The sequence below is a fragment of the Wolbachia endosymbiont of Rhagoletis cerasi genome (assembly GCF_018454475.1).
Lineage (GTDB): Bacteria > Pseudomonadota > Alphaproteobacteria > Rickettsiales > Anaplasmataceae > Wolbachia > Wolbachia pipientis.
The window spans coordinates 41,537-61,117 of the sequence record NZ_JADCNC010000003.1 but is presented as its reverse complement, the minus strand read 5'-3'; the positions used below and the strand labels follow the sequence as shown (position 1 = coordinate 61,117).

Genomic DNA, 19,581 nt, shown 5'->3' with positions numbered 1-19,581 from the left:
GATAATTTCGTTATACTTAACATGGAAACAAAGGGGTCTCAATCCTTTCCAAAACCTTCTATCTATTGTTTCTTAAACCACTCTCCTGAACGGATACTGCTGTTTTTTGTTGCTGGAAATGGTTGCATCGTTTAAATTTATTAATGTTATACACTACCAAATTAATAGTTGCTCATTTAAGAACCTCCTTCAACTTTACCCAACTCGACACATATACTTTTTGAAACATTGCTGCAAGTAGAAAAAAACAGGTTACCCACCTTAACTTCTTTAAATTTGCTCACAATCTTTACTTGATGCATAAGGTTTTTGTTACACTCCTTTCATCTACCGATTACCTCTACCTACCGCCTTTACCTTTGCTAAGGTCAGAAACACGACTAGCTTCAGGACTTTCTAAGCTCGACTGTGGCAGGTCACCAAAATTACTGGAATCACTAACACCAAGCGATATAGGTGCTTCTACTGGTCCACACCCTCCTCCCACTCTGTGATATCCTAATTCTAGATAAGTACGTAGTAATGGATCAATTTGTTCTCTATTTTGAATGTATGCTTGCAATTGCACATCTTGAAATCCCGGATCATTCCTGAATAATTGCGAAATGCCCACTCTTATGTTCTGAAAGTAATTTCTATCTCTGTTTGGGTGGTCTCTTCCAAGAAAATCACGCATAATATTTACAACATTCTGAACTTGTTCTCCAGGATTTTCGTTTAGAACTCGATTAATATCACTAGCATTTTCTAATGCCCATAAACCACAATTCCAACCATCTGTTTGCTGACTAACAGAAACATTATTAATCCTGATATTATTTCCTAAGTTATTTTGAATGATATCAGTAATACCACCTGGAACAGCAGTAGCAGTTGAATCAGCATAGTACCCAACATAGTTCCCATTTTGACGTTCAATCACTAGTGTAACCCAATGAGTATTATTTAAAGTAATGATTAAAGTTAAACGCTGTTGTTTTTCATTTTCCCTAAATTGATTTAATACTCTAACAATGTGCTCGTTACCGTCATTCCTTGCCAAATTAGCTACTTCAAAAGTGTGATTACCTTCAGTACGAAGCTGATATCGCAATCTTCCAGCGTGAGCTATATCAATTTGTTGAAGCCAGTAATCATAATGTCCATTTCTCGTCGCAAATTCTAGCGTAAGTAGATCATTTACTTCTATCCCTTGATTTCTAAGAATATCTCTTATTTGTCTTCTTATCTCTTGTGCTGTAGGAATGGAATTATCACCTCTCCTTATTCTTGACTTTAATGTTTCTATTACCTGTGCTCTAGTACCTTGCAAGTAACTAAATGGAACGTGCAGATTATCATCTATATCAAGCAAAAAAATCGAGTTCTGTCCTGGTTTTCTTTCCGTGTAAAAGCGCCTGAAATTTTCACGAGTCTGATCTGATAATAGACCCTCTGGTGGATTTTCATCAATAACACTTTCAGGTCCCACTAATACTCCTGGTCTTGAGTCACGACCACCACGATCAAGTCTATGTACATACTCTTCTCTTCCTATTCCTTCTGGAATAGATATAAGACCTTCTACTCTCCCTGCACCTGCATTAAATATAAGAGGAAATAAAACCACCTCATTTCCAGAAGTAATAAGCAAATATCCTCTTTGCTTGTTCATAAGTTCTTTTATTCGATCTTTTGCATTATTCTCCTTTTGTGCTACTTCTTCTGCATTATTAGCAAATCCTAATACATATACAATCGGATGAGTATCTGGAGCATTCTCCGTAGATTGTCTTAATAATAAAAGGTCTAATCTCTGTTCTGTAATTCTTGTGAGTATTGCCCTTTCTCCTTCTTCTTCCTGACCCCTTTTCAAACTATATGTTTGACCAACTTTATACATAGCAAGCACTTTATAAGGATTATCACTAGCATAAAATGTACCATGTAGTATAGAACGAAACTTATCCTCACTATTAACATTTATTGCGTCCCTAAGTGGCATCAATATTCCAGAGATCTCTTGAAACAGCTCTCCATGCTGACCTACATCTTGCCAGCCATCATCCATAACTCTTTCTGAAATACCATGTACATTTTCAACATTAGGCACTTGTATAAGATCACCATCAAGAAAATTATTTGCATTATTATTTTGGTAATCGTGATATAAACCAAGGTCATTTGGTCGATCAATATCTAGCTCAAATTGGTCATTAAGTGTGCATGAAACTTCCCATACATGAACATTATTTCTATTAACATTAAGAGCTTGTAAATCGATAGCTTCTTGCTGTTGCGCATCGTAAGCTCTAATATGAAGTGTAACTATATTATAACCCTGAGCATAAAAGACCATAGTTAAAGTATGTCTTCTTAAATCTCCATCACCGTATCTAAATATATACTTTCTTACACGTACTCGATCTTCTCCTTCTTCCAGCTCTAAATACTCTCTATCAAAAGCACTACTTCCAAAAGCAAAACCAGTTATACAATCAAATATTCTGTTATAATTCTCTGCATTTCTTGGTATTTCACCAGGAAGATGTTGAAGCAAGAAATCTCTAATATTCTCTCCAACCTCTTCATCTTCTATATACTCAAACAATCTTTGTACTAAAGGAAATCTATCCTGTTGAAGCCCTACTGTATCAACACTAAAAGGATCTAGATTTAAATTAAAATTTAATCCAACACAGACAGTATTTCTTGATTCAGTATGGATAGGTATAAATGAAAAAACATGCAATCTTTCAGCGTGACTTCTGGCGCGGTTTAATGCGATATTGGACGGTGCCCTTGTAGCAAGATTAACAACAATAGGAATATTTTCTCTTTCTGCTTGGTGACGTACAAGAAATGCAACATGTGAGTTTCTAGGAGATAAATCAAGATCGATGCCTATTGTGTAGCGATGACTAAAATTTGCTAAGAAACCTAATAAAAACCCGTGACTCTCAAATTTTTGACTGCGATTTTCAATATTATTTTCTATCTGCGCTCTATAATTATTATAGGTATCAGTTATATATTCTAAAATATCTTCTCGGAGAGGATCTCTTACATTTTCTTCGTCATCACTTGTTAGTATTTCCATAAAGTTGTCAATCCTTTGTTGACCTTGTGCTACCTGTGCAAAATTGACTGATCTATCAAGTTGTCTGAGCTGATTTTGATTAAGTTGTCTTCCTTCTATTTCCTTAATTGTTAATCTGTGATTTCTAAAGAGTTGCCTCAAGAAATGAACCTCAGATGCTGAATATTTGGCAAATTTATCTCTACCTCTAAAATCCTTTTCACGAATCGCCTCGAATACTGTTGCAATTGCCTCTCCCTGACTCTTGCCCTTTCCATGCATGCATACTTTGTACTGCTCAAAATTTAGGTCTTCTTCCCGTAAATTCGGATTTTGCCGTCTAATCTCTTGCACTAGAGCATTTCTCTCCCTTGTACTAAACCTTAACCCATCACTGTTAGGGCGATCAGAAATGCTGTAATACTTGACAACTCGCTGTCCGTCACGACTACGAGTTGAAACAGCAACCTTTAAGTTTCCTGTATTTCTATTCCTACCACCTGTATCAATACCATGATTATCAAAACGAAAATAGACTCTCTCATTTGCAGTTAAGATACCAGCATCATGTGCAGTAGCAAACATACTAAAAAAGAATACAGGAAGGAAACGACCTGCACTCACATGATACAAAAAAGATGGACATTGATCTAAAAAAGATTCAAATCCTTGTCTGAATCCTTCAAGATCTCCATCCACCAAACTCCTAATAAATCCATCACCATTACTCATACAAAATACCCCTTATTTACTACGACCAGAAACACCAAGAGTTCATAAGTGGATTACTTATTACCACTAAGCGTAAAGACGCTTTTTTTCTTATAAGAAGAAACACCACTTACACTAGGAGTTCCAAGCTCAGACTGTGGACCATCATCAACTGGCAAAGTTGTTTCCTTACTACCATGAGCTTTAGATCGTGACCGTAAATTATTCCAAGGACCATCACCTACAGGTGGTAAAATTATTTTCTCTAACTCAGAGAATAATTCTTCCGCAAACAGACCGTAATCTACATTTACTCTTTTACCTTCTCTACCACATAATCTAAGACTTTTTATTATCCTTCCCTTAAAGAACTCAAATCTTTCAGGAAAGCTATTTTTAGCAAATAACATCATATCTAGTATTTCTTTTTTCTCTATTTCTTTTTCCTCATCAGACTTATAAATGTCTTCTCGTTTCCAGTTAACTATCAATTCTGCAAGTACACCCTTTATAGGAATTCTATCATTTGAAGTATCAATAATAGCAGCCTTTTTATATTCACTAAAACTACCACACTGCCAAATCTCCATAATGAGAGATCTAGCTTGAACATTTGATTCAGGATTGTTCAACATTGTATCTGAAAGTGAAGAAAGAAGAATCTCATAGTTTTGCTGTGAGAATATTTTCTCTGAATGATCTCCACGTGCTGAAATTCCTTTATAGCACCAATACTGTACCAAATCATGAACCGTATCAAAAAAACATGAACGTATTAATCTACTAAAAAGAAAATATACCCCTCTATCCTTCTGCAATAATTTCTGTAAAAGAGTATCTTTGTCAGCTATATTCCTTACACAAAAATCTAAAATAGGAGCGTCTTTCTCAACAGATTGAACGCGAGACAGAGCAATAACAGCTTCTGTAAGTTTCTTTTCCTTATCTTCTTCTTTTAAATGATTATAAAAATACTCTACTCCTTCACTCCACTTAAGTTTTACAGCACTGTCAAAACCTTCTACTGCATCATACTTCTTTAATTCCCCAGATTCTCTATCGATCCAGAAATCAAATACAGGACCTTTCCTTCGAATGCCACCCAAAAGCGAGTTTCGTATGTACTCATCAGTTATAGGATTACCTCTACTATCAAGTTCATCAGAAGAAAATCCATTTTTGTAGGATTCAAATGCTTTTTGAAAAAGTGGATGAATTTTATCTACCACACAGTAACTACAAGCCATCTCATATTTGCGAAGTGGATTATCTATTCCACCTATTTTTTCTTCAGTAAACCTTTGACCTAAAGCAGCATTATCCAACCTTACACCTGACCAGCAACCTTCATCTTGGAATACATTGTGCAAAAACTTCAACTTATCACCCTTAAAGTATTTTATGTGCTCCATAAAGTTATCTTGAAGGACTCCCACCCATCTCTTGATAGCTGACTTCCTCCCGGCAGCAACTGCTGGATCTGGATGTTTAATAGCTTCCTGTAATTTTTTGGACATCGTAGCCCGAAGCTCTTTCTGTGTTGGCATTAACCCCTCCTATTAAGTATTTATATAAAAAAGGCATTGTACAGACATTAGAATGGATTGCAATATTAAAATTACTAGAATAGAGGGTTTAATAAAAAAACGTTATGGCTAAAACTTCTTTTCTTGAATTTTCTCAATATAATCAACAGAAAACCCTGTTATTTCAGCAATAACATCAATAGAAACACCCGCCTTGAGTGAATTTTTAGCCACAGCTATTTTAGCCTGTTTTTCGCCCTCTTCCCTGCTTTTTTCATGTCCGATTTGGATGGCTTCTTTATTTATGAGCTATATTAGCTGTGGTATTGTGTAGCAGATTATCCAACCTGGTGCTTCTCTACCTTTTTCCCACTTAGCAAACCTCATCTTTTCTTTTAGGTAATATTCTCTATAGGCTTTTATGGGACTACTACATTTATAGCGATCAGGCAGTGCTTGTATAAAAGTTTGTATATCTGCTGATTGAAAAATTAGCAAATCCTTATTACTATCACACCAATCTATTACTTCCTCTGATTTATGCTTTCTTTTGTATCGCTGTGTATACTCTTTACACAATTCTTTTCCGTACTCTATCAACCAACAAAAGTTCCCTTTCGATTGCCTAGCCCATAAAGAACAAGGATGATTGCTGTGAGTGAGTTTATATGGAACTGCTATATTCTGATCTGTGGTACTGACAAAAGGATTTGGCGCTTTTAATGCGATTGAAAAAACATTACTTAATAACTGAGCAGTTTCTAATGGCATTTTTACTATATGCTTATCACATAACATTTGCGCCGCAATTGCTGGGTTTTCATCTAGTACAAAGATGTTCATCTAGGTGTGAAAAGAGATAAAATCAGGTTAAGTCTTTGACTTCGTCAACTGTAAGACCAGTAGTTTGAGTTATAATATCAATAGAAACTCCTGCTTTAAGTAGGTTTTTTGCGACTTCAATTTCCCTTTCTTTTCTGCCTTTTTCATGTCCGATTTGTATGCCTTCTTCTCTACCTTTTGCAGTAGCATCATCAAGTTTTTGAGCGAGGACAGCCTGTTCATCAAGAATACGTTTTATTTCCTGTTCATAGGCAATAAATTCTTTTTCTGACCAGTTAAATCTATTTAGCTCTTCATAGGCCTTTTTAATTATTACATCACTACCTATTATTTTTTCCAGCTCTTCTTCACTAGTTTCGTCTGCATATCGAAAAAAATAAACCCATTTTTCAACTATATTTTCCAACTGATCTTCCTTATTCTTTGGAAATTTTGGCAACTCAATAAATATAAAATAGAAATCTTTTAGATCATGCTCATTAGTGTCTTCATCTCGAATAGTATGCTTTGATTTGTACTCAGATTTATTAGGAAACAGTACACAATCTGCTATAGCAATGAAGATAATTTCCTTAAGGTTATGATACTGGTCACCTTTATCAGCTTGCCTTGAGTAAGCTTTAGCAGCATAGTATTGGGCACGTTTTTCAAAGCCTTTAGTTTTAGCAACTTGCATCTCGACGATCACTTGCACCCCATTTTCATCTCTACAGAGAACGTCAACAATACTTTGCTTTTTAGCGGCAATATCAGGGTCTTGAATAGTACTTAGAAACTCTATATCCTTTATTTGGTTTTTACCAGTGAAGCCAATGATGTCATTGAGGAAGTGAATAAGTATATCCTTATTTTTTTCAGTACCAAATATTTTTTTGAACGCGACATCATTTCGTACGTCAAGGAACTTAGAAAGAGCCATAGCAAGAGTACCTAAAAAGCATTAATAATTATACACAATTCTGAAGAAATGTTCAAGTTTTTTATTTTTTTAAGTTTTGAATGCATTGATAAAAAAAACGGCTGTCAGAGATCATCTTAGAATAGCATTCTCTACTTTAGACGTCTTTTGTACATCTTTTATCAACTCTTCTGTAAAGCACCTAAAAAGGTCAGCAAATGGATGTCATAAATTTGGAGCTGTAGGAGACATCAAAGATACGCTTTTTGGTGTGAGGGGCCTAATAAAAATACGAGCGTAAAAACTCAATTACCTAACACCGTGAGATTAACCTCCCACACCCTTATTATAAATAACTCAAAAATAGTATTCAATAATTTTTAGTGGAAAATTTTACAATTGAAGTTATATCTGAGTAAGTATGAATACAAAAAAAGTAGTAATGTACACTGGCAAACGAGGAAGCAGACAGGCTTGCGAGAAAGGAAACCAAGAACAGAAAACCATCAAAGCTGCAGCGAGTACAAAGAAATTAATGTTTTTATTCAGATACAAAATTTGTGTAAGCACTTATGATGAGGTATACATGGTTGTTTCCGTGAAAGAAGTGATCGTTAGCAACTGTAATGATAGCAAAGCATATTAATCCTGTAAGATACAAAATAGCGCAAAAAGTAAGAAGCTGGAGGTTAAAAAGAAAATATACCATAAAAGATTTAGCAGACAAAACAGGCATAAAATATTACACGCTGCTAAGATATGAACAAGGGATATGTGGCATTCCAGATGAAGAATTACAAGTTATAGCAAATGCATTATCAGTTAGTTTGAGTGATCTACTTCCTAGACAAAAAGTACTCAAAGAAAATCGTTGTTTTGATAAACAATGGATGTACAATTTCGTAGAAAAATACACAAAAACAAGAGGTCGAGAATTACGCAAGGCAATTTGTGCATTAACCCAATCTATTCGAGCTGAGGAGGAAAGTGCTATAAAATCAGCAAGAATAAGAATGGCGGAGAATATGCTGGAGGAAGGATTTGCTACTGATATAATCTACCGAGCAACAGGCTTATCAACGGATGAATATGATAATAAAGAGGAAAAAGGTTCTAAGCGTCGAAGCAAAAGACAAGAGATGAAAAAGTGGAGAATAATACAAGGATATACGCAAGAGGAATTAGCAAAAGAGCTCGGTGTAGGAGGTACGCAGATACATTACTATGAACAAGGGAGCACCATGTTCGGTGAAAGGTTATGGGAAATAGCAAGAAAATTATCAGTGAATGCTGAAGATCTGGTAACGAAAGAAAACTGCTGTGAAGACGAAGATGGTGAGGGAGAAAAAGAACTATTAAATTGGGTGAGAGAGTCTAAAAAAATTAACAATCAAGAATCAAGAGATGAACTGGATATATGGGTAGAATTTTTATCCCAAAGAAGGCAAATTTACAAAGAAAAGATTGATAAAGTAGAGGGGATCAAAGTAGCAAATAATCTACTTATACTAGGTGTTTCTGTTGATGCTATTTCTTCAATAACTGGCTTACCTGCAGAGTAGCCTTAAACGATACTTATTTTTTTAAAAACACGGATCTATCGCTTAAGGGAATAAACATCTATTAATATCTTTTGTATCTTCATAAAAAAAATAAACAAAAAAAATCGAAAAAATTGACTTGACTCCCGCCAAAATGGATGGCTTTATGCCAATACTGCTAAAAAAAATAGCAGTAAACATTTAAAAATAATTTATTATTAACGAAGGGTATATTTTATGAATAACAAGAATAATAGTGAAAAACTTATAGAAGAAATTGAGAGAGTACTACAAAGCGGAGGAGGAAGTGCTCTATTTGATCGTGAAATAGTGGCAGTACTTCTAGGGGCAGTTCATGACAGGGCCCAAGCTCAAGATGTTACTAAAAATCTAATGGACAATTGCCCAGGAATAGGAGAAATTTTAGGCCGAGAAATCGATGACCTGAAAATGATAGACGGAATGACCGAACATGCAGCCGCAGCAATTGAATGTGTTAAAGAAGCTTACAAGAGGGCACTAAGAGAAGGGTTAAAAAGAGGACCGGTAATGGATAGCCAAGAAAAGCTCATAGAATATGTAAGGGTAAGTATAGGCTTTTCAGCAAAAGAAGCTGTCCAGATAATATATTTGGATACACAGTACCGTTTGATAAGAGACGAAGTGTATTTTGGTACAATAGATGAGGTGCACCTATCTGAAAGGAAAGTGGTAAAAAAGGCATTATCAATGGAGGCAGCATCGATAATATTAGCTCACAACCATCCAGGAGGGAGTTTAGAGCCGTCAGAAGATGATAAAGTTATGACTAGAGAATTAGTGTCAGCGTGTCAAGGTGTGGGAATTGAGCTAGAGGATCACATTATTGTGACAGACAAAGGATATTGCAGCTTTAAGGAAAGAGAGCTGTTATAAAGATGGATGCCAAATTTTTCAGGTTTGGGAAGTTTGGCTACCACTGCTAGTGGCAAACAATACGAAATATGAATATAAAAATCAAGTGGCAAAGTGATTTAAGGAAAGCATATTTCTATAGCTGAGATTTGGAAAAAGACATCACAAGAGTTGCGAAGCATACAAGATCTTTGTATAACTTGTATGTTAAGTTATAATAAAGCAATAAAAGCCTGAACAGATCTGTTCTTTTGTTATAAATAGTTGCAAGCTATACAAGATCTTTTTATAATCTGTATATTAAGTTAATAGTAAAGCAATAAATTGCGCTATAGACTTAGATAATATGCTTAATATAGGAGGCTTATATGGCTAGTAAAAAAATTACAATGGTTCGAAAAGACCCAAATAAAAAGAATCGTAAGTTCAATATTAATCGCAAGTTATTGGGCAAAATATTTAGTGCTCTTGAAGGCGTTGATATACAACAGTCTAACTTTGTGAGCAAAATTAATAATCAGAAGGACATAAAACCTGGAGGTACAATGCCTTCCCCTAGTAGAGATGGTCGCGAAAACCAAATAAACTTTGAAGAAGGACTTGATCGTATTTATGGCACAAAACCAGCAAGTAATCAAGAAGATTATCCAGAAGGTTTAAGTCCATTTGACTCAGAGTTGCAAAAAAGAAAGCTAAGTGCAAGGGAAAGTGAATGGTTGAGTTGGTTTAAAAGTGCAATTGTAACAGCGAACACCCCACGTAAAATGCTCGAAGTTGTAAACAAAGCAATAGATATTGGAATGAAGATGAATGGGTGTCATGGGGGAAGCTGGAGCTTTGCTGAGTATGTGATATTAGGCACACATTTTCACAAGTTCAAAAAAGGTGATCTGAAAAAGATAATACATGAATTAATGAGAAGGGGCGCAGAGTTTCATGACAGGCTATTGCAGAATAAACTGATAGGTGAAACTTATAACGAACTGCAACCAGAGGTTCAGCCACAGATAGATAAACAACTTGAAGAACGGAAAAAAGCTGGTAAAAATGCTGTTCGAGGGGGAAGCGTAATAGATGTGGAAATAGATAACAAAACATCTCTTATAAAATTTTCTGAGGGTAGCACAGTAGAGGTTGCAAAAGCACTAGAAGGTACAGATCTAAACAGTGGACTAGGAAGCAACATAATAAAAATAGGAAGTGGTGAAATAGAAATTAGAAGCGAGGAAGGAGGTAAAAGAAACTATACTGATGTATTAGGTAGCTTTGAAATAACATTTCCTACAAGTATTGGTAGGCTAAGAATCATAGTGTACCATGATGCAAAAAATTACGATCAAGTACAAGTAAGAGCATTAGATAGGGAAATGTTGTTTGAACTACAAGCAAAAGGCGAGGAAGTAGCGAAAAATTGCCTCTTTGGTGGAATGACAGTCGAGGAAGCGGTAAAAAGAGGAAGTTTCACGAGAAGCGGCTTTTTGGGTGAAAAAAAGGCCACAGAAGAAAGAGAGGCAGTTAGTGAAGCATTGTCTTCGTCTTTGTGGATAGATAGGATACGTGGAGGTAGTCAAGAAACCTTTAAGCAACGTTAAACAATAAGGGAGGGAGGTTTTGCTTCCCTTCTTATCTGCAGCCACAAAATTGCAAGCTCTTCCAATAAACATAAGCTAAATTTAATCTTTTGATAAAGTAGCAAAAAGCCTTATAACAGGATATACGTGTTTATTTCCGTAAAACCGCTGAGGCATGCATATCTCCATAAGATACAAAATAGCGCAAAAGATAAGAAGCTGGAGGTTAAAAAGAAAATATACCATAAAAGATTTAGCAGACAAAACAGGCATAAAATATTACACGCTGCTAAGATATGAACAAGGGATATGTGGCATTCCAGATGAAGAATTACAAGTTATAGCAGATGCATTATCAGTTAGTTTGAGGGATCTACTTCCTAGACAAAAAGTACTCAAAGAAAATCGTTGTTTTAATAAACAATGGATGTACAATTTCATAGAAAAATACACAAAAACAAAGGGTCGAGAATTACGCAAGGCAATTTGTGCATTAACCCAATCTATTCGAGCTGAAGAGGAAAGTGATGTAAAAGCAGCAAGAATAAGAATGGCAAGGAATATGCTAAAGGCAGGATTTGCTACTGATATAATCTACCGAGCAACAGGCTTATCAACTGATGAATATGATAATAAAGAGGAAAAAGGTTCTAAGCGTCGAAGCAAAAGACAAGAGATGAAAAAGTGGAGAATAATACAAGGGTATACGCAAGAGGAATTAGCAAAAGAGCTTGGTGTAGGAGGTCCACAGATACATTACTATGAACAAGGGAGCACCATGTTCGGTGAAAGGTTATGGGAAATAGCAAGAAAGTTATCAGTGAATGCTGAAGATCTGGTGCTTAAATCAACAGAAGAAAACTGTTGTGAAGACGAAGATACAGATAGTGAAGGAGAAAAAGAGCTATTAAGTTGGGCGAGAGAGTCTAAAAAAATCAGCAATCAAGAATCACGAGATGAACTGGATGTATGGATAGAATTTTTATCCCAAAGAAGGCAAATTTACAAAGAAAAGATTGATAAAGTAGAGTCAATCAAGGTTGCGAATAATCTACTTATACTAGGTATTTCTATTGATAATATTTCTCAAATAACTAGCTTAACTGCTGAGGAAATTGCGCAACTTACGCTCCCAACGGAATTAAAACCATGATAATTTATATGTTTATATAATATATTATGATATAGATGAAGATAGTTAATCTATTAAGATTTCTCTGAAATTTTGCTTGCAGCTTTTTCTTTTACTGGTTCAACCGATACATCTTGAATTTCTTCTTCAGGCTTGTTTGGTTCAGCTAGAGTTGACTCTTCTTTAGACTCTGCTGCTAATTTACGTTGTTTAATAAATTTCTTTAGTGTCTTGACTGCGATAAAGTTTATACTGAAAACGCATGCAGAAGTTATGGCTAATGTTGGAAGAGGAGCTAAACTGAATGTTGGTAAAATTGCCACAATCGTACTAGCTGTCAGTAAAAATGCTAACTTCTTGCTCCCGATTATCTTGTTTTTCTTAGCTTTTATGGGGTTTAGGCTCTTCAGCTTCCCTTTTAGCTTTTTGAAGCCTTTTTTGAACACGTTGCCCTTTTTCAGCTCTTTTTCTACGGGTTTTGCTTTCTTTGTTTTTAAGCTTTTTATTTTTTCTTTTATTCCTTTTTTATCTTTTTTTACTTTAGAGGTCTTCTCCATCAACTTTAGAGGTTGCTCTATGGAAGGTTTTGGCTTAGCTTCTTGGCCCTGAGTTATAGTTTTACGTTTTTTCGGGGAGACTATACTCTTTAAGCTTTTTTTTGCTTTGTTATATAATTTTTTTATCTTGCTTGGCATTATTTTGAAACGTCAAAGAATTTGTCTATCACTTCCTGGTTGTCCTCTATCATTGCATTTGCCTCTTGCTGAAGACATTTAATATTTTTTGATGTAGTATTATCCATCTCAGCCGACGCTATTGTCAGTTGTGATTGTATTCTTATGTATCTATCACCTATTACTTGATTCATTTGATAATTTACGCAGTCCAGTCCAGAGGCAAATATTACGTGTAATAGTGGCTTTATCCACCCTATTTTTCCCAATCTCTTTGAATTAGTTATACTTTTGGTTGTTCTTCCAGTACCTATTGATAACAGGATAATGTTGTCATTTGGAAATAATCTCTTGCCACTTGCATATGCACATGCTGCCGGGTTATTGGCAAACACCCCTCCATCTATCAACATTCTTTCTTCTTGATTGATTTTTAAGTATTTAGGGGAGAAATAAGTTGGTGCTGCTGTTGTAGCTCTGAGTGCATCTTTTAACTTGATGAAATTCCTGTTTTCTCTCCAACTTTTAAGGAAAAATGGACAGTTGTTGTGTATATCATAACTGGTAAGCAGTAGATTACTTGAAACATCAGCAATAGTACTTTCGCCGAAGTATTTATCGAGCACGCATTCTATGTTTTTATACGAATATTGTGCACCATTTAGCCAAGAAGCTATTGATTTTCTCCATAAAGATGATTTGAAGATGTATGGCCCATACTCCTGGTAAAGCTCAACTAAATCATTTGCAGAGTATTGAGGATTTCCCCGTTCATCTTTCTTACACAATCCAGCAACAACAATGCCACCAGTTGAAGTACCAGCCATCAGATCAAAGATTTCTGCTACCTTTTTTCTTGATCTTTTTTCTATTTCTGCTAGTATTATGGCTGGTATTATTCCTCTTATGCCTCCGCCGTCAACGGACAAGATATATCTAGTCATTGTGAAATTCAGTCGTTATTTGTGTTTGTGAATAGCTTCAAGTTCGTTGACTTCTTCAGTGAGGTTTTTCACTCTCTCTTCAAGTCGATAAACTATTTCTATTAGTCCTTGGTTTTGTTCTACAAATTTATCATGCATGTGAACCCGTAAATCTAGCTTGGCGAGCCACCAAATTGTTGCTACCGTCTGTATTATCATCGTTACTATTACAGTGATTGGTATTTTTTGGTTTTGCATAATGTTAATTTATTATGAAAGCTATTGAAAGCTTTTGTTTCAAATTGTAGAAATGAATTAGTCGTTACTTTTCTGCTCTATAACTTTTTTCTGCCTTGTCAAGAAGATCTATGATTTCTCTGTAAGGCTTTTTACTCCCACTATAAGATGACCTCTTCATTGCTATAGTTTTTGGAGTTGTTCCTTTCCAGCCTCTAACATAAGGGTCAGCTCCTCTTTCCAGTAAAAGTTTTACAACCTCTAATTGGCCACTGTCAGCAGCACTAAGTAGCGCTAAACTAGTATTTATATCTACTCCTTCATCGAGCAGAAATTTGACAACTTCTAAGCATCCTTTCTCTGCGGCATCATATAATGCTCTTTCACTAACTCTTGAATCACCTCTACTCTTTTTTATTAATAATTTCAGAGTGTCTAAGTCACAGTTCTTAGCTGACACTTCCAACATTTTCTGATGATCTTCAGCAGCCTTAGATTTTTGATAGTAATACGTAATAACAATAAATACTATTGCTACTATACACCACAAAAACTTGTTTCTTGATATCTTGCTCATGTTCAGCATTAAATCAGCAATTTACTTATTTTCTCTTAATACTTACTCAAAGACGCTGATAATGTAGTAAGATAACCTGAACTATTTAAAGTATGTTCTGCTTTATCAACCACCCATTCACCATCTATGTCTTGATTGAATCCTACAAGATTAAGTTTTGCTTCTGCAAATAGCTCTGGATTACCTGGTATTGTCATTTCTAAAGTCTCATTATTACGCTGCAGTTGCTTAAATCTGGCTTTTGCTGCACTAATTGCTGATTCTGCATTTGGATAAATTGTCTGTATGGTATAACTTGGTTCACCGCTGCCTACTGTTTCTGATATCTGCTCTCCATTTTCATAGCTATGCCATTTTGCTATCACTGAGTTGTACTTATCACGTACAGTAAAATGCACTTTCCAATTGATTGTATCTTGAGATCTGATAGTTGTTGTTCCTAAAATCTTTCCTGTTGCTGATTTTGCTGCACCTTTGGGAATAAATAATATATATCCTCCTGCTAACTTTGCCATAGCTTCGCGCTCTATAGCTATTCTAGTTAACAAATTTATATCACTTTCTTCAGTCTGATCAATATGTGGTATCAATATATCTTTAAATTCTTCAGCAACTTTGTACCCATATCCATGTTTATTTGCTATTTCTTTGACTAAATCACCCAGTGTAACCTGGTCCCATGCTCTAGATACTTTTTCTTTTAGTGATATCATTAAATTTGTTGCATGTGCTTTAATTGTTAAGATTTGTGGTGGACTCTGTAATGTAATTTCATTGACTGTATATACACCTATGGGTAGCACTCCTGTTTCCCTATATCCTAAAGCTATCTTTAACTCTTTTGGAACTTTTATGTTTTCATCTCTATAATCTACACATATTTCAGCTATATCTTCTATAGTTCCTGATTCATCAGTAATATGCATTGACACTAAGCGGTCTTTTGTTAATTCATACCCTTCAATGACAAACTCTGGTTGCATTTTACCCCCAAATCTTTAAAGTTGATTTCTGCAAGGGTTTCTCAATTACAGGCAACTTAATTTTTAATCCTGCAGGTAAAAAACTACCATATTCTGCAAGTCCAGGGTTTTCTTCTAACACTATTTCCACTGCTCCTGAAATAAACCCGTAGTGCTTCCAGCAAATATGGTCTAAAACATCATTCTCTTTTGTCGAGTAATATATAGTCATGAATAACGCCTTAAACTTAAATTAAACTCAACTTTTTTCGGCAATCCACAAGGGAAAGATGACGTTCGCTTTTCTTCAAAACGAGTAATTACAAATTTTCCTAAAACATTTCCCATGCTATCAACTAAAGTACGAGGTATTTGATTTGCTTCTGCTTCTTTCATGTTCTTTAATTCACTCAGATTATGAAAATAAATTGTTCCTTCTAAATCTATATTTTCTGCCCCTTGACCAATATTCTGTAGTAACTGCTTGCCAATACACTCAACCACACTCCAGCGCTTTTCTTTGCTGTACTTTAAACTCGTTGGGTAAATTTTATATGGGCCAAAGGATAACATTAGTAAATGAGGTCTACGGTATCAAACATAACATCTCTTGATTTTTCCCTTATCCTTTTTATTACTTCATCAGCAAGGCTACGAACATCTTGATTTGGTTCCGCTTTAATATTGATATGATAATTATTAGTGATGTGTTGAGTTTTATTTTGTTCCTTATTCTCAAATTTACTCTTTGTAAAACCTGCCAGATTATCGTTTTCTGTGGACTTTTTCTCCCCAATAAGATTCTTTCTTCTCTCAGAGATTTCTTTCATTATACTGTTACTTAGCAAAGGATTTCCATTGCTGAGAATGCTGCTATTTATGGGAGTATGGACTGCTTTTATTTTAGTAACAACACTTTCTCTTTTTTCAAACTCTTTAAGTGGACTATTTTCAGCAAATTTTCCAAATATACTACCAACAGTATTTCCCATCCATGAGAACATCTCTCCGATGGGTTTTATTATTGATTTTATATATTCCCAAATACTAGAAAAAAAGCTCTTTACCTTTTGCCAATTAGTTATAATAAGTGTTGCCCCAGTGACTAGTCCAGCAATTAAAAGTCCTATAGGGTTGCTGATTACAGCTAGCGTTATTGCCCTGAGTCCTGTTACTATTACCGGTATAACTGATGAGAGTAGAGGAAAGGCTTTTGTTGCTAAGCTCAGAGTTGCAGCTTTTAAAACACTCAGTCCAGTAATTACCGCTGGAATAGCATATGTTGCTAGTGATATTAGTGCAGGCTTCAGTATCCCATGCAAAACAACTGAGAAAGCGAGCATTCCACCTCTAATTAAATTCCATGCATAACCACCACTGACTACTAGAACTTTTAGGCCTATTAGTGCTGTTATGACACTCATTATTCCTGTAGTAATAAATGGACACTTTTCTGCAAACCAAGCTATGGGATTAGTTATTTCTCTTAAAATACTACTTACCCACTTTAAAGGAGGTAGCATTACTGAGCCTAAGTTCATTCCCACCTCTGCTATCGCATTTCTAAGTAGTCGTAAATTATTTGCTGTAGTTGCTGCACGATTGTCAAACTCTTTCTGCATAGACTGTTTAAATTCTTCCTCATCAGCTAAATTCTTTATGGCATCTTTATAGTTCTTTAGGCTTCCAACTAGTAGTGCAATATCATCTTGATATTCTTGACCAAAGAGATTGAGAAGAATTTGTGAACGTTCCTGTTTACCTACCTTTTCCAGAGTTTCAAAAAAATAAAGTAGTGCGTCTTGGCCATTCTTGCTAATCATTTGTGTCATTTCTTCTGCAGTTATTCCCATGTCTTCCAATGCTGCCTTGAACTCTTTACTCTGTCCCTCAGCGGTCTGAAGTTTGCTAAGTAAAGCATTTATTGCAGTAGCAGCTTTTGCCGGCTGTTTGCCTAAACTAATAAAGGCATTTACTAAACTACTTGTTTCCTTAATATCAAGACCAAACTGTTTTGCACTACCACCAACTATAGCTAATGCTTTAACCATATCTCCTGCTTTAGCAGCACTATTATCTGAAAGGTGATTTATAATATTACCTACCCTTTCCATGCCTGCTACTTCAATTCCATAAACATTAGCAAGTTTAGCTATGGAATCACCTGCTTCTTCTGCAGACATATCGAATGCTGTAGACATTTTAGCTACTGTTGTTGTAAATCCTAGTAGCTCTTCCTTGTCAACACCAAGTTGGCCACCACTTGCAGCTATTTGTGCTAACTCTGCAGCCGATAGTGGTATTGTACGGGATAATTCCTTTAATTTCTGGCCAAATTCTGCGGCTCCTTGGTTATGAGCTGCATCATCCTCAGCAAATTTCACTACCTTCTTAACATCAGCCATAGCACTTTCAAAGTCAATTGCAACTTTAATTGGAGCTGCAAGCGTTAATGCAAGCCCAGCCGTCTCCAACATTTGTGATCTAAAGTACGCTTTTCTCCCCAAAAACATGTCCCGTTTTTTGATGGCGGAGTTTAACTTGGTATATTGACTTCTCAGCTTTTCTGCAGAAGCACCAAGTTTATGCTGATCCCTTATCAAGGACTGAATATTTTTTCCGCTTTTCCTTACTTCTTCGCTAAATGCATGTAGAGCACCTCTTTTTTGTAAATAAGCTAATCTTCCTTCTTTTGCTTCTTTTTTAGCTTTATCAAAATCAGCCTCAAAAGTTTTGTCTTTCTTATGTTGTGAATAAGCTTTTTTTGCCTCTGCTGCTAATTTCTTAGCTTCATTAAGCTTAGCCTTTGAGGTTTCGTCTTTCTTCTGTAAGTACGCTTCTTTTGCCTTTGCCACTGACGCATTAGCTTCATCAAAAGCAGCCTTTAAAGTTTTTCCCTTTTGAGCCAAGGACGTTAGTTGCTTTTCTAATTTGTTCCAGGAAACCTTGGAAGTTAAAGCTCCATGCTTTAATTCCTTAAATTTAGATACCGATTTCATCGATGTATCAAGTTGCCTTATTGTACCTCCAAGACGGGAAAGTTGAGCATTACTTCCTGTCATTGCGCTATTAAAGCTACCATCTAGTATGGCACCTATTTTTACTGATAATGTTGACATTTAAACTCTCCCGCAGCTTTGGTCCATAAAATAAATTCGTCTATTTCCATTTCAAGAATATGCTCAATCCCGCCACCTACGACAGAACCGAGCATTAACACATTTAGCCTTAAGTCCTTTGTGTAACCGATGGAAAAAAATCCTTCAATGCTTCCTGTATTTTCATGTAGTCTGCAAAATATAACTCCCAAATTGTTTCTTTTGTTACAGATGCTAGGTTTGCTATTAATCCAACTTCTTTTTCAAAATCACTACTGCCGGCACGTTCCATTGCTAAGCAGTCTCTTACTTTGACTGGTCTAAAAGTTAATTCCGAAACCTCAATTCCTTCTACTGTTATTGGGTTATTAAATTTTACTGTTTTCATACTTTCTCCTAAAAAATAAAATTCTAAAATCTTTTTAAACCTAAATGCCTAAAACTGCTTGTAACAAAGCCATTTGATCAACACCATTAATCTTGCGAATCATATTCTCAGCATCGATTTCGATAAGTTCTCTAGCACCGATAGTAAGTTTGTAATAATGCGCAGCTACGGTACACTTCAGCGTTGCTTTTTCTGCCGGTTTCCAACTGCCAAAATCAAATTCTCTGAATATTCCCCTAAGGTTGATAATTACTCCTTCAATATCATTACTTCCACTGCCTTGTAATCCGCCCCTTAGAGTCAGAGAAACCGAACTCCCATCTATCAAGCCGAATAGCCTAAAAAGCTCTGAATCATATTCGGCAAAAGTAAAATCAGCTTCAAGTTTCTCCATCCCCATATCAATATTTATTGGAATATCCATACCACCAGCTCTATATTCTTCGGTTTTTATGGTAAGTTTTGGCAAGGTTACTTCATCTATTTTTCCTGCATAACCACGACCATCAACGAATACGTTAAAATTCTTTAAAATCTTTGGTAACATC

At 35.6% G+C, this 19,581-nt stretch carries 19 protein-coding genes and 1 pseudogene; 5 read left to right on the top strand and 15 right to left on the bottom strand.

What is annotated here, in order from left to right; translation table 11 throughout:
* Positions 1 to 340 precede the first annotated feature (340 nt).
* The 5 genes and pseudogenes from INQ25_RS01120 to INQ25_RS01105 form a co-directional block, all read right to left on the bottom strand.
* Complete coding sequence (locus tag INQ25_RS01120) at positions 341 to 3,790, bottom strand: cytoplasmic incompatibility factor CifB (RefSeq protein ID WP_246484044.1); 3,450 nt, start codon at positions 3,788 to 3,790, stop codon at positions 341 to 343.
* Positions 3,791 to 3,843: 53 nt separating this feature from the next.
* The gene (locus INQ25_RS01115) at positions 3,844 to 5,316 is read right to left on the bottom strand and encodes a cytoplasmic incompatibility factor CifA (RefSeq protein WP_213862852.1); all 1,473 of its coding nucleotides are present in this window, start codon (positions 5,314 to 5,316) and stop codon (positions 3,844 to 3,846) included.
* Positions 5,317 to 5,424: 108 nt separating this feature from the next.
* Positions 5,425 to 5,595 (bottom strand): annotated as a pseudogene (locus tag INQ25_RS06915) (pyrimidine dimer DNA glycosylase/endonuclease V); the annotation flags it as partial.
* A 9-nt stretch (positions 5,596 to 5,604) separates the two neighbouring features.
* Positions 5,605 to 6,138 (bottom strand): pyrimidine dimer DNA glycosylase/endonuclease V, encoded by a 534-nt coding sequence (locus INQ25_RS01110; protein WP_182319956.1) that lies wholly within the window; start codon positions 6,136 to 6,138, stop codon positions 5,605 to 5,607.
* A 22-nt stretch (positions 6,139 to 6,160) separates the two neighbouring features.
* Positions 6,161 to 7,057 carry an Rpn family recombination-promoting nuclease/putative transposase gene (locus tag INQ25_RS01105; RefSeq protein ID WP_213862851.1) on the bottom strand — a complete coding sequence of 299 codons (897 nt, stop codon included), beginning with the start codon at positions 7,055 to 7,057 and terminating at the stop codon, positions 6,161 to 6,163.
* A gap of 400 nt (positions 7,058 to 7,457) precedes the next feature.
* On the opposite strand from INQ25_RS01105, the gene INQ25_RS01100 reads away from it, so the two are divergent.
* The 5 genes from INQ25_RS01100 to wmk (INQ25_RS01080) all read left to right on the top strand — a co-directional run bounded on the left by INQ25_RS01100 (position 7,458) and on the right by wmk (INQ25_RS01080) (position 12,195).
* Positions 7,458 to 7,682: a hypothetical protein gene (locus INQ25_RS01100; RefSeq protein ID WP_213862850.1), complete on the top strand. Its 225-nt coding sequence runs from the start codon at positions 7,458 to 7,460 to the stop codon at positions 7,680 to 7,682.
* Positions 7,663 to 8,598, top strand: a complete 936-nt coding sequence (wmk, locus tag INQ25_RS01095) for a WO male-killing family protein Wmk (protein WP_213862849.1) — start codon at positions 7,663 to 7,665, stop codon at positions 8,596 to 8,598. Before INQ25_RS01100 ends, wmk (INQ25_RS01095) begins: the two co-directional genes overlap by 20 nt.
* Before the next feature lie 216 nt (positions 8,599 to 8,814).
* A complete protein-coding gene (locus INQ25_RS01090; RefSeq protein WP_213862848.1) occupies positions 8,815 to 9,492 on the top strand; it encodes a JAB domain-containing protein in 678 nt (225 codons plus the stop codon).
* A gap of 368 nt (positions 9,493 to 9,860) precedes the next feature.
* The gene (locus INQ25_RS01085; protein ID WP_213862856.1) at positions 9,861 to 11,063 is read left to right on the top strand and encodes a hypothetical protein; all 1,203 of its coding nucleotides are present in this window, start codon (positions 9,861 to 9,863) and stop codon (positions 11,061 to 11,063) included.
* A gap of 154 nt (positions 11,064 to 11,217) precedes the next feature.
* Positions 11,218 to 12,195, top strand: a complete 978-nt coding sequence (wmk, locus tag INQ25_RS01080; protein WP_213862847.1) for a WO male-killing family protein Wmk — start codon at positions 11,218 to 11,220, stop codon at positions 12,193 to 12,195.
* 53 nt (positions 12,196 to 12,248) lie between these two features.
* On the opposite strand, the gene INQ25_RS01075 is transcribed toward wmk (INQ25_RS01080), so the two are convergent.
* The 10 genes from INQ25_RS01075 to INQ25_RS01030 all read right to left on the bottom strand — a co-directional run bounded on the left by INQ25_RS01075 (position 12,249) and on the right by INQ25_RS01030 (position 19,580).
* Entirely contained in the window at positions 12,249 to 12,869 is a 621-nt protein-coding gene (locus INQ25_RS01075) for a hypothetical protein (protein ID WP_213862846.1), read from the bottom strand.
* Positions 12,869 to 13,792 carry a patatin-like phospholipase family protein gene (locus tag INQ25_RS01070; RefSeq protein ID WP_213862845.1) on the bottom strand — a complete coding sequence of 308 codons (924 nt, stop codon included), beginning with the start codon at positions 13,790 to 13,792 and terminating at the stop codon, positions 12,869 to 12,871. Before INQ25_RS01070 ends, INQ25_RS01075 begins: the two co-directional genes overlap by 1 nt.
* A 15-nt stretch (positions 13,793 to 13,807) precedes the next feature.
* Positions 13,808 to 14,029 carry a hypothetical protein gene (locus INQ25_RS01065; protein WP_213862844.1) on the bottom strand — a complete coding sequence of 74 codons (222 nt, stop codon included), beginning with the start codon at positions 14,027 to 14,029 and terminating at the stop codon, positions 13,808 to 13,810.
* Between the two features lie 64 nt (positions 14,030 to 14,093).
* Positions 14,094 to 14,585 carry an ankyrin repeat domain-containing protein gene (locus INQ25_RS01060; protein ID WP_213862843.1) on the bottom strand — a complete coding sequence of 164 codons (492 nt, stop codon included), beginning with the start codon at positions 14,583 to 14,585 and terminating at the stop codon, positions 14,094 to 14,096.
* A 35-nt stretch (positions 14,586 to 14,620) separates the two neighbouring features.
* A complete protein-coding gene (locus tag INQ25_RS01055) occupies positions 14,621 to 15,568 on the bottom strand; it encodes a phage late control D family protein (RefSeq protein WP_213862842.1) in 948 nt (315 codons plus the stop codon).
* Position 15,569: 1 nt separating this feature from the next.
* Entirely contained in the window at positions 15,570 to 15,779 is a 210-nt protein-coding gene (locus tag INQ25_RS01050; protein ID WP_213862841.1) for a tail protein X, read from the bottom strand.
* Positions 15,776 to 16,120, bottom strand: coding sequence for a phage tail protein (locus tag INQ25_RS01045; RefSeq protein WP_213862840.1), 345 nt, complete (start codon positions 16,118 to 16,120; stop codon positions 15,776 to 15,778). Before INQ25_RS01045 ends, INQ25_RS01050 begins: the two co-directional genes overlap by 4 nt.
* Positions 16,120 to 18,609 carry a phage tail tape measure protein gene (locus tag INQ25_RS01040; protein WP_458695333.1) on the bottom strand — a complete coding sequence of 830 codons (2,490 nt, stop codon included), beginning with the start codon at positions 18,607 to 18,609 and terminating at the stop codon, positions 16,120 to 16,122. Before INQ25_RS01040 ends, INQ25_RS01045 begins: the two co-directional genes overlap by 1 nt.
* A 166-nt stretch (positions 18,610 to 18,775) precedes the next feature.
* Positions 18,776 to 19,033: a phage tail assembly protein gene (locus INQ25_RS01035; RefSeq protein ID WP_213862838.1), complete on the bottom strand. Its 258-nt coding sequence runs from the start codon at positions 19,031 to 19,033 to the stop codon at positions 18,776 to 18,778.
* A 40-nt stretch (positions 19,034 to 19,073) separates the two neighbouring features.
* Entirely contained in the window at positions 19,074 to 19,580 is a 507-nt protein-coding gene (locus INQ25_RS01030; RefSeq protein WP_213862837.1) for a phage major tail tube protein, read from the bottom strand.
* Position 19,581 lies beyond the last annotated feature (1 nt).

Bases quoted from the DNA above. Each gene is read 5' to 3' on its own strand.
- INQ25_RS01070 (WP_213862845.1), bottom strand. From the start codon at position 13,792: ATGACTAGATATATCTTGTCCGTTGACGGCGGAGGCATAAGAGGAATA.
- wmk (WP_213862847.1), top strand. From the start codon at position 11,218: ATGCATATCTCCATAAGATACAAAATAGCGCAAAAGATAAGAAGCTGG.
- INQ25_RS01100 (WP_213862850.1), top strand. From the start codon at position 7,458: ATGAATACAAAAAAAGTAGTAATGTACACTGGCAAACGAGGAAGCAGA.
- INQ25_RS01030 (WP_213862837.1), bottom strand. From the start codon at position 19,580: ATGTTACCAAAGATTTTAAAGAATTTTAACGTATTCGTTGATGGTCGT.
- INQ25_RS01085 (WP_213862856.1), top strand. From the start codon at position 9,861: ATGGTTCGAAAAGACCCAAATAAAAAGAATCGTAAGTTCAATATTAAT.
- INQ25_RS01120 (WP_246484044.1), bottom strand. From the start codon at position 3,790: ATGAGTAATGGTGATGGATTTATTAGGAGTTTGGTGGATGGAGATCTT.
- INQ25_RS01055 (WP_213862842.1), bottom strand. From the start codon at position 15,568: ATGCAACCAGAGTTTGTCATTGAAGGGTATGAATTAACAAAAGACCGC.
- INQ25_RS01075 (WP_213862846.1), bottom strand. From the start codon at position 12,869: ATGCCAAGCAAGATAAAAAAATTATATAACAAAGCAAAAAAAAGCTTA.
- wmk (WP_213862849.1), top strand. From the start codon at position 7,663: ATGATAGCAAAGCATATTAATCCTGTAAGATACAAAATAGCGCAAAAA.
- INQ25_RS01105 (WP_213862851.1), bottom strand. From the start codon at position 7,057: ATGGCTCTTTCTAAGTTCCTTGACGTACGAAATGATGTCGCGTTCAAA.
- INQ25_RS01045 (WP_213862840.1), bottom strand. From the start codon at position 16,120: ATGTTATCCTTTGGCCCATATAAAATTTACCCAACGAGTTTAAAGTAC.
- INQ25_RS01050 (WP_213862841.1), bottom strand. From the start codon at position 15,779: ATGACTATATATTACTCGACAAAAGAGAATGATGTTTTAGACCATATT.
- INQ25_RS01090 (WP_213862848.1), top strand. From the start codon at position 8,815: ATGAATAACAAGAATAATAGTGAAAAACTTATAGAAGAAATTGAGAGA.
- INQ25_RS01035 (WP_213862838.1), bottom strand. From the start codon at position 19,033: ATGAAAACAGTAAAATTTAATAACCCAATAACAGTAGAAGGAATTGAG.
- INQ25_RS01065 (WP_213862844.1), bottom strand. From the start codon at position 14,029: ATGCAAAACCAAAAAATACCAATCACTGTAATAGTAACGATGATAATA.
- INQ25_RS01110 (WP_182319956.1), bottom strand. From the start codon at position 6,138: ATGAACATCTTTGTACTAGATGAAAACCCAGCAATTGCGGCGCAAATG.
- INQ25_RS01040 (WP_458695333.1), bottom strand. From the start codon at position 18,609: ATGACAGGAAGTAATGCTCAACTTTCCCGTCTTGGAGGTACAATAAGG.
- INQ25_RS01115 (WP_213862852.1), bottom strand. From the start codon at position 5,316: ATGCCAACACAGAAAGAGCTTCGGGCTACGATGTCCAAAAAATTACAG.
- INQ25_RS01060 (WP_213862843.1), bottom strand. From the start codon at position 14,585: ATGAGCAAGATATCAAGAAACAAGTTTTTGTGGTGTATAGTAGCAATA.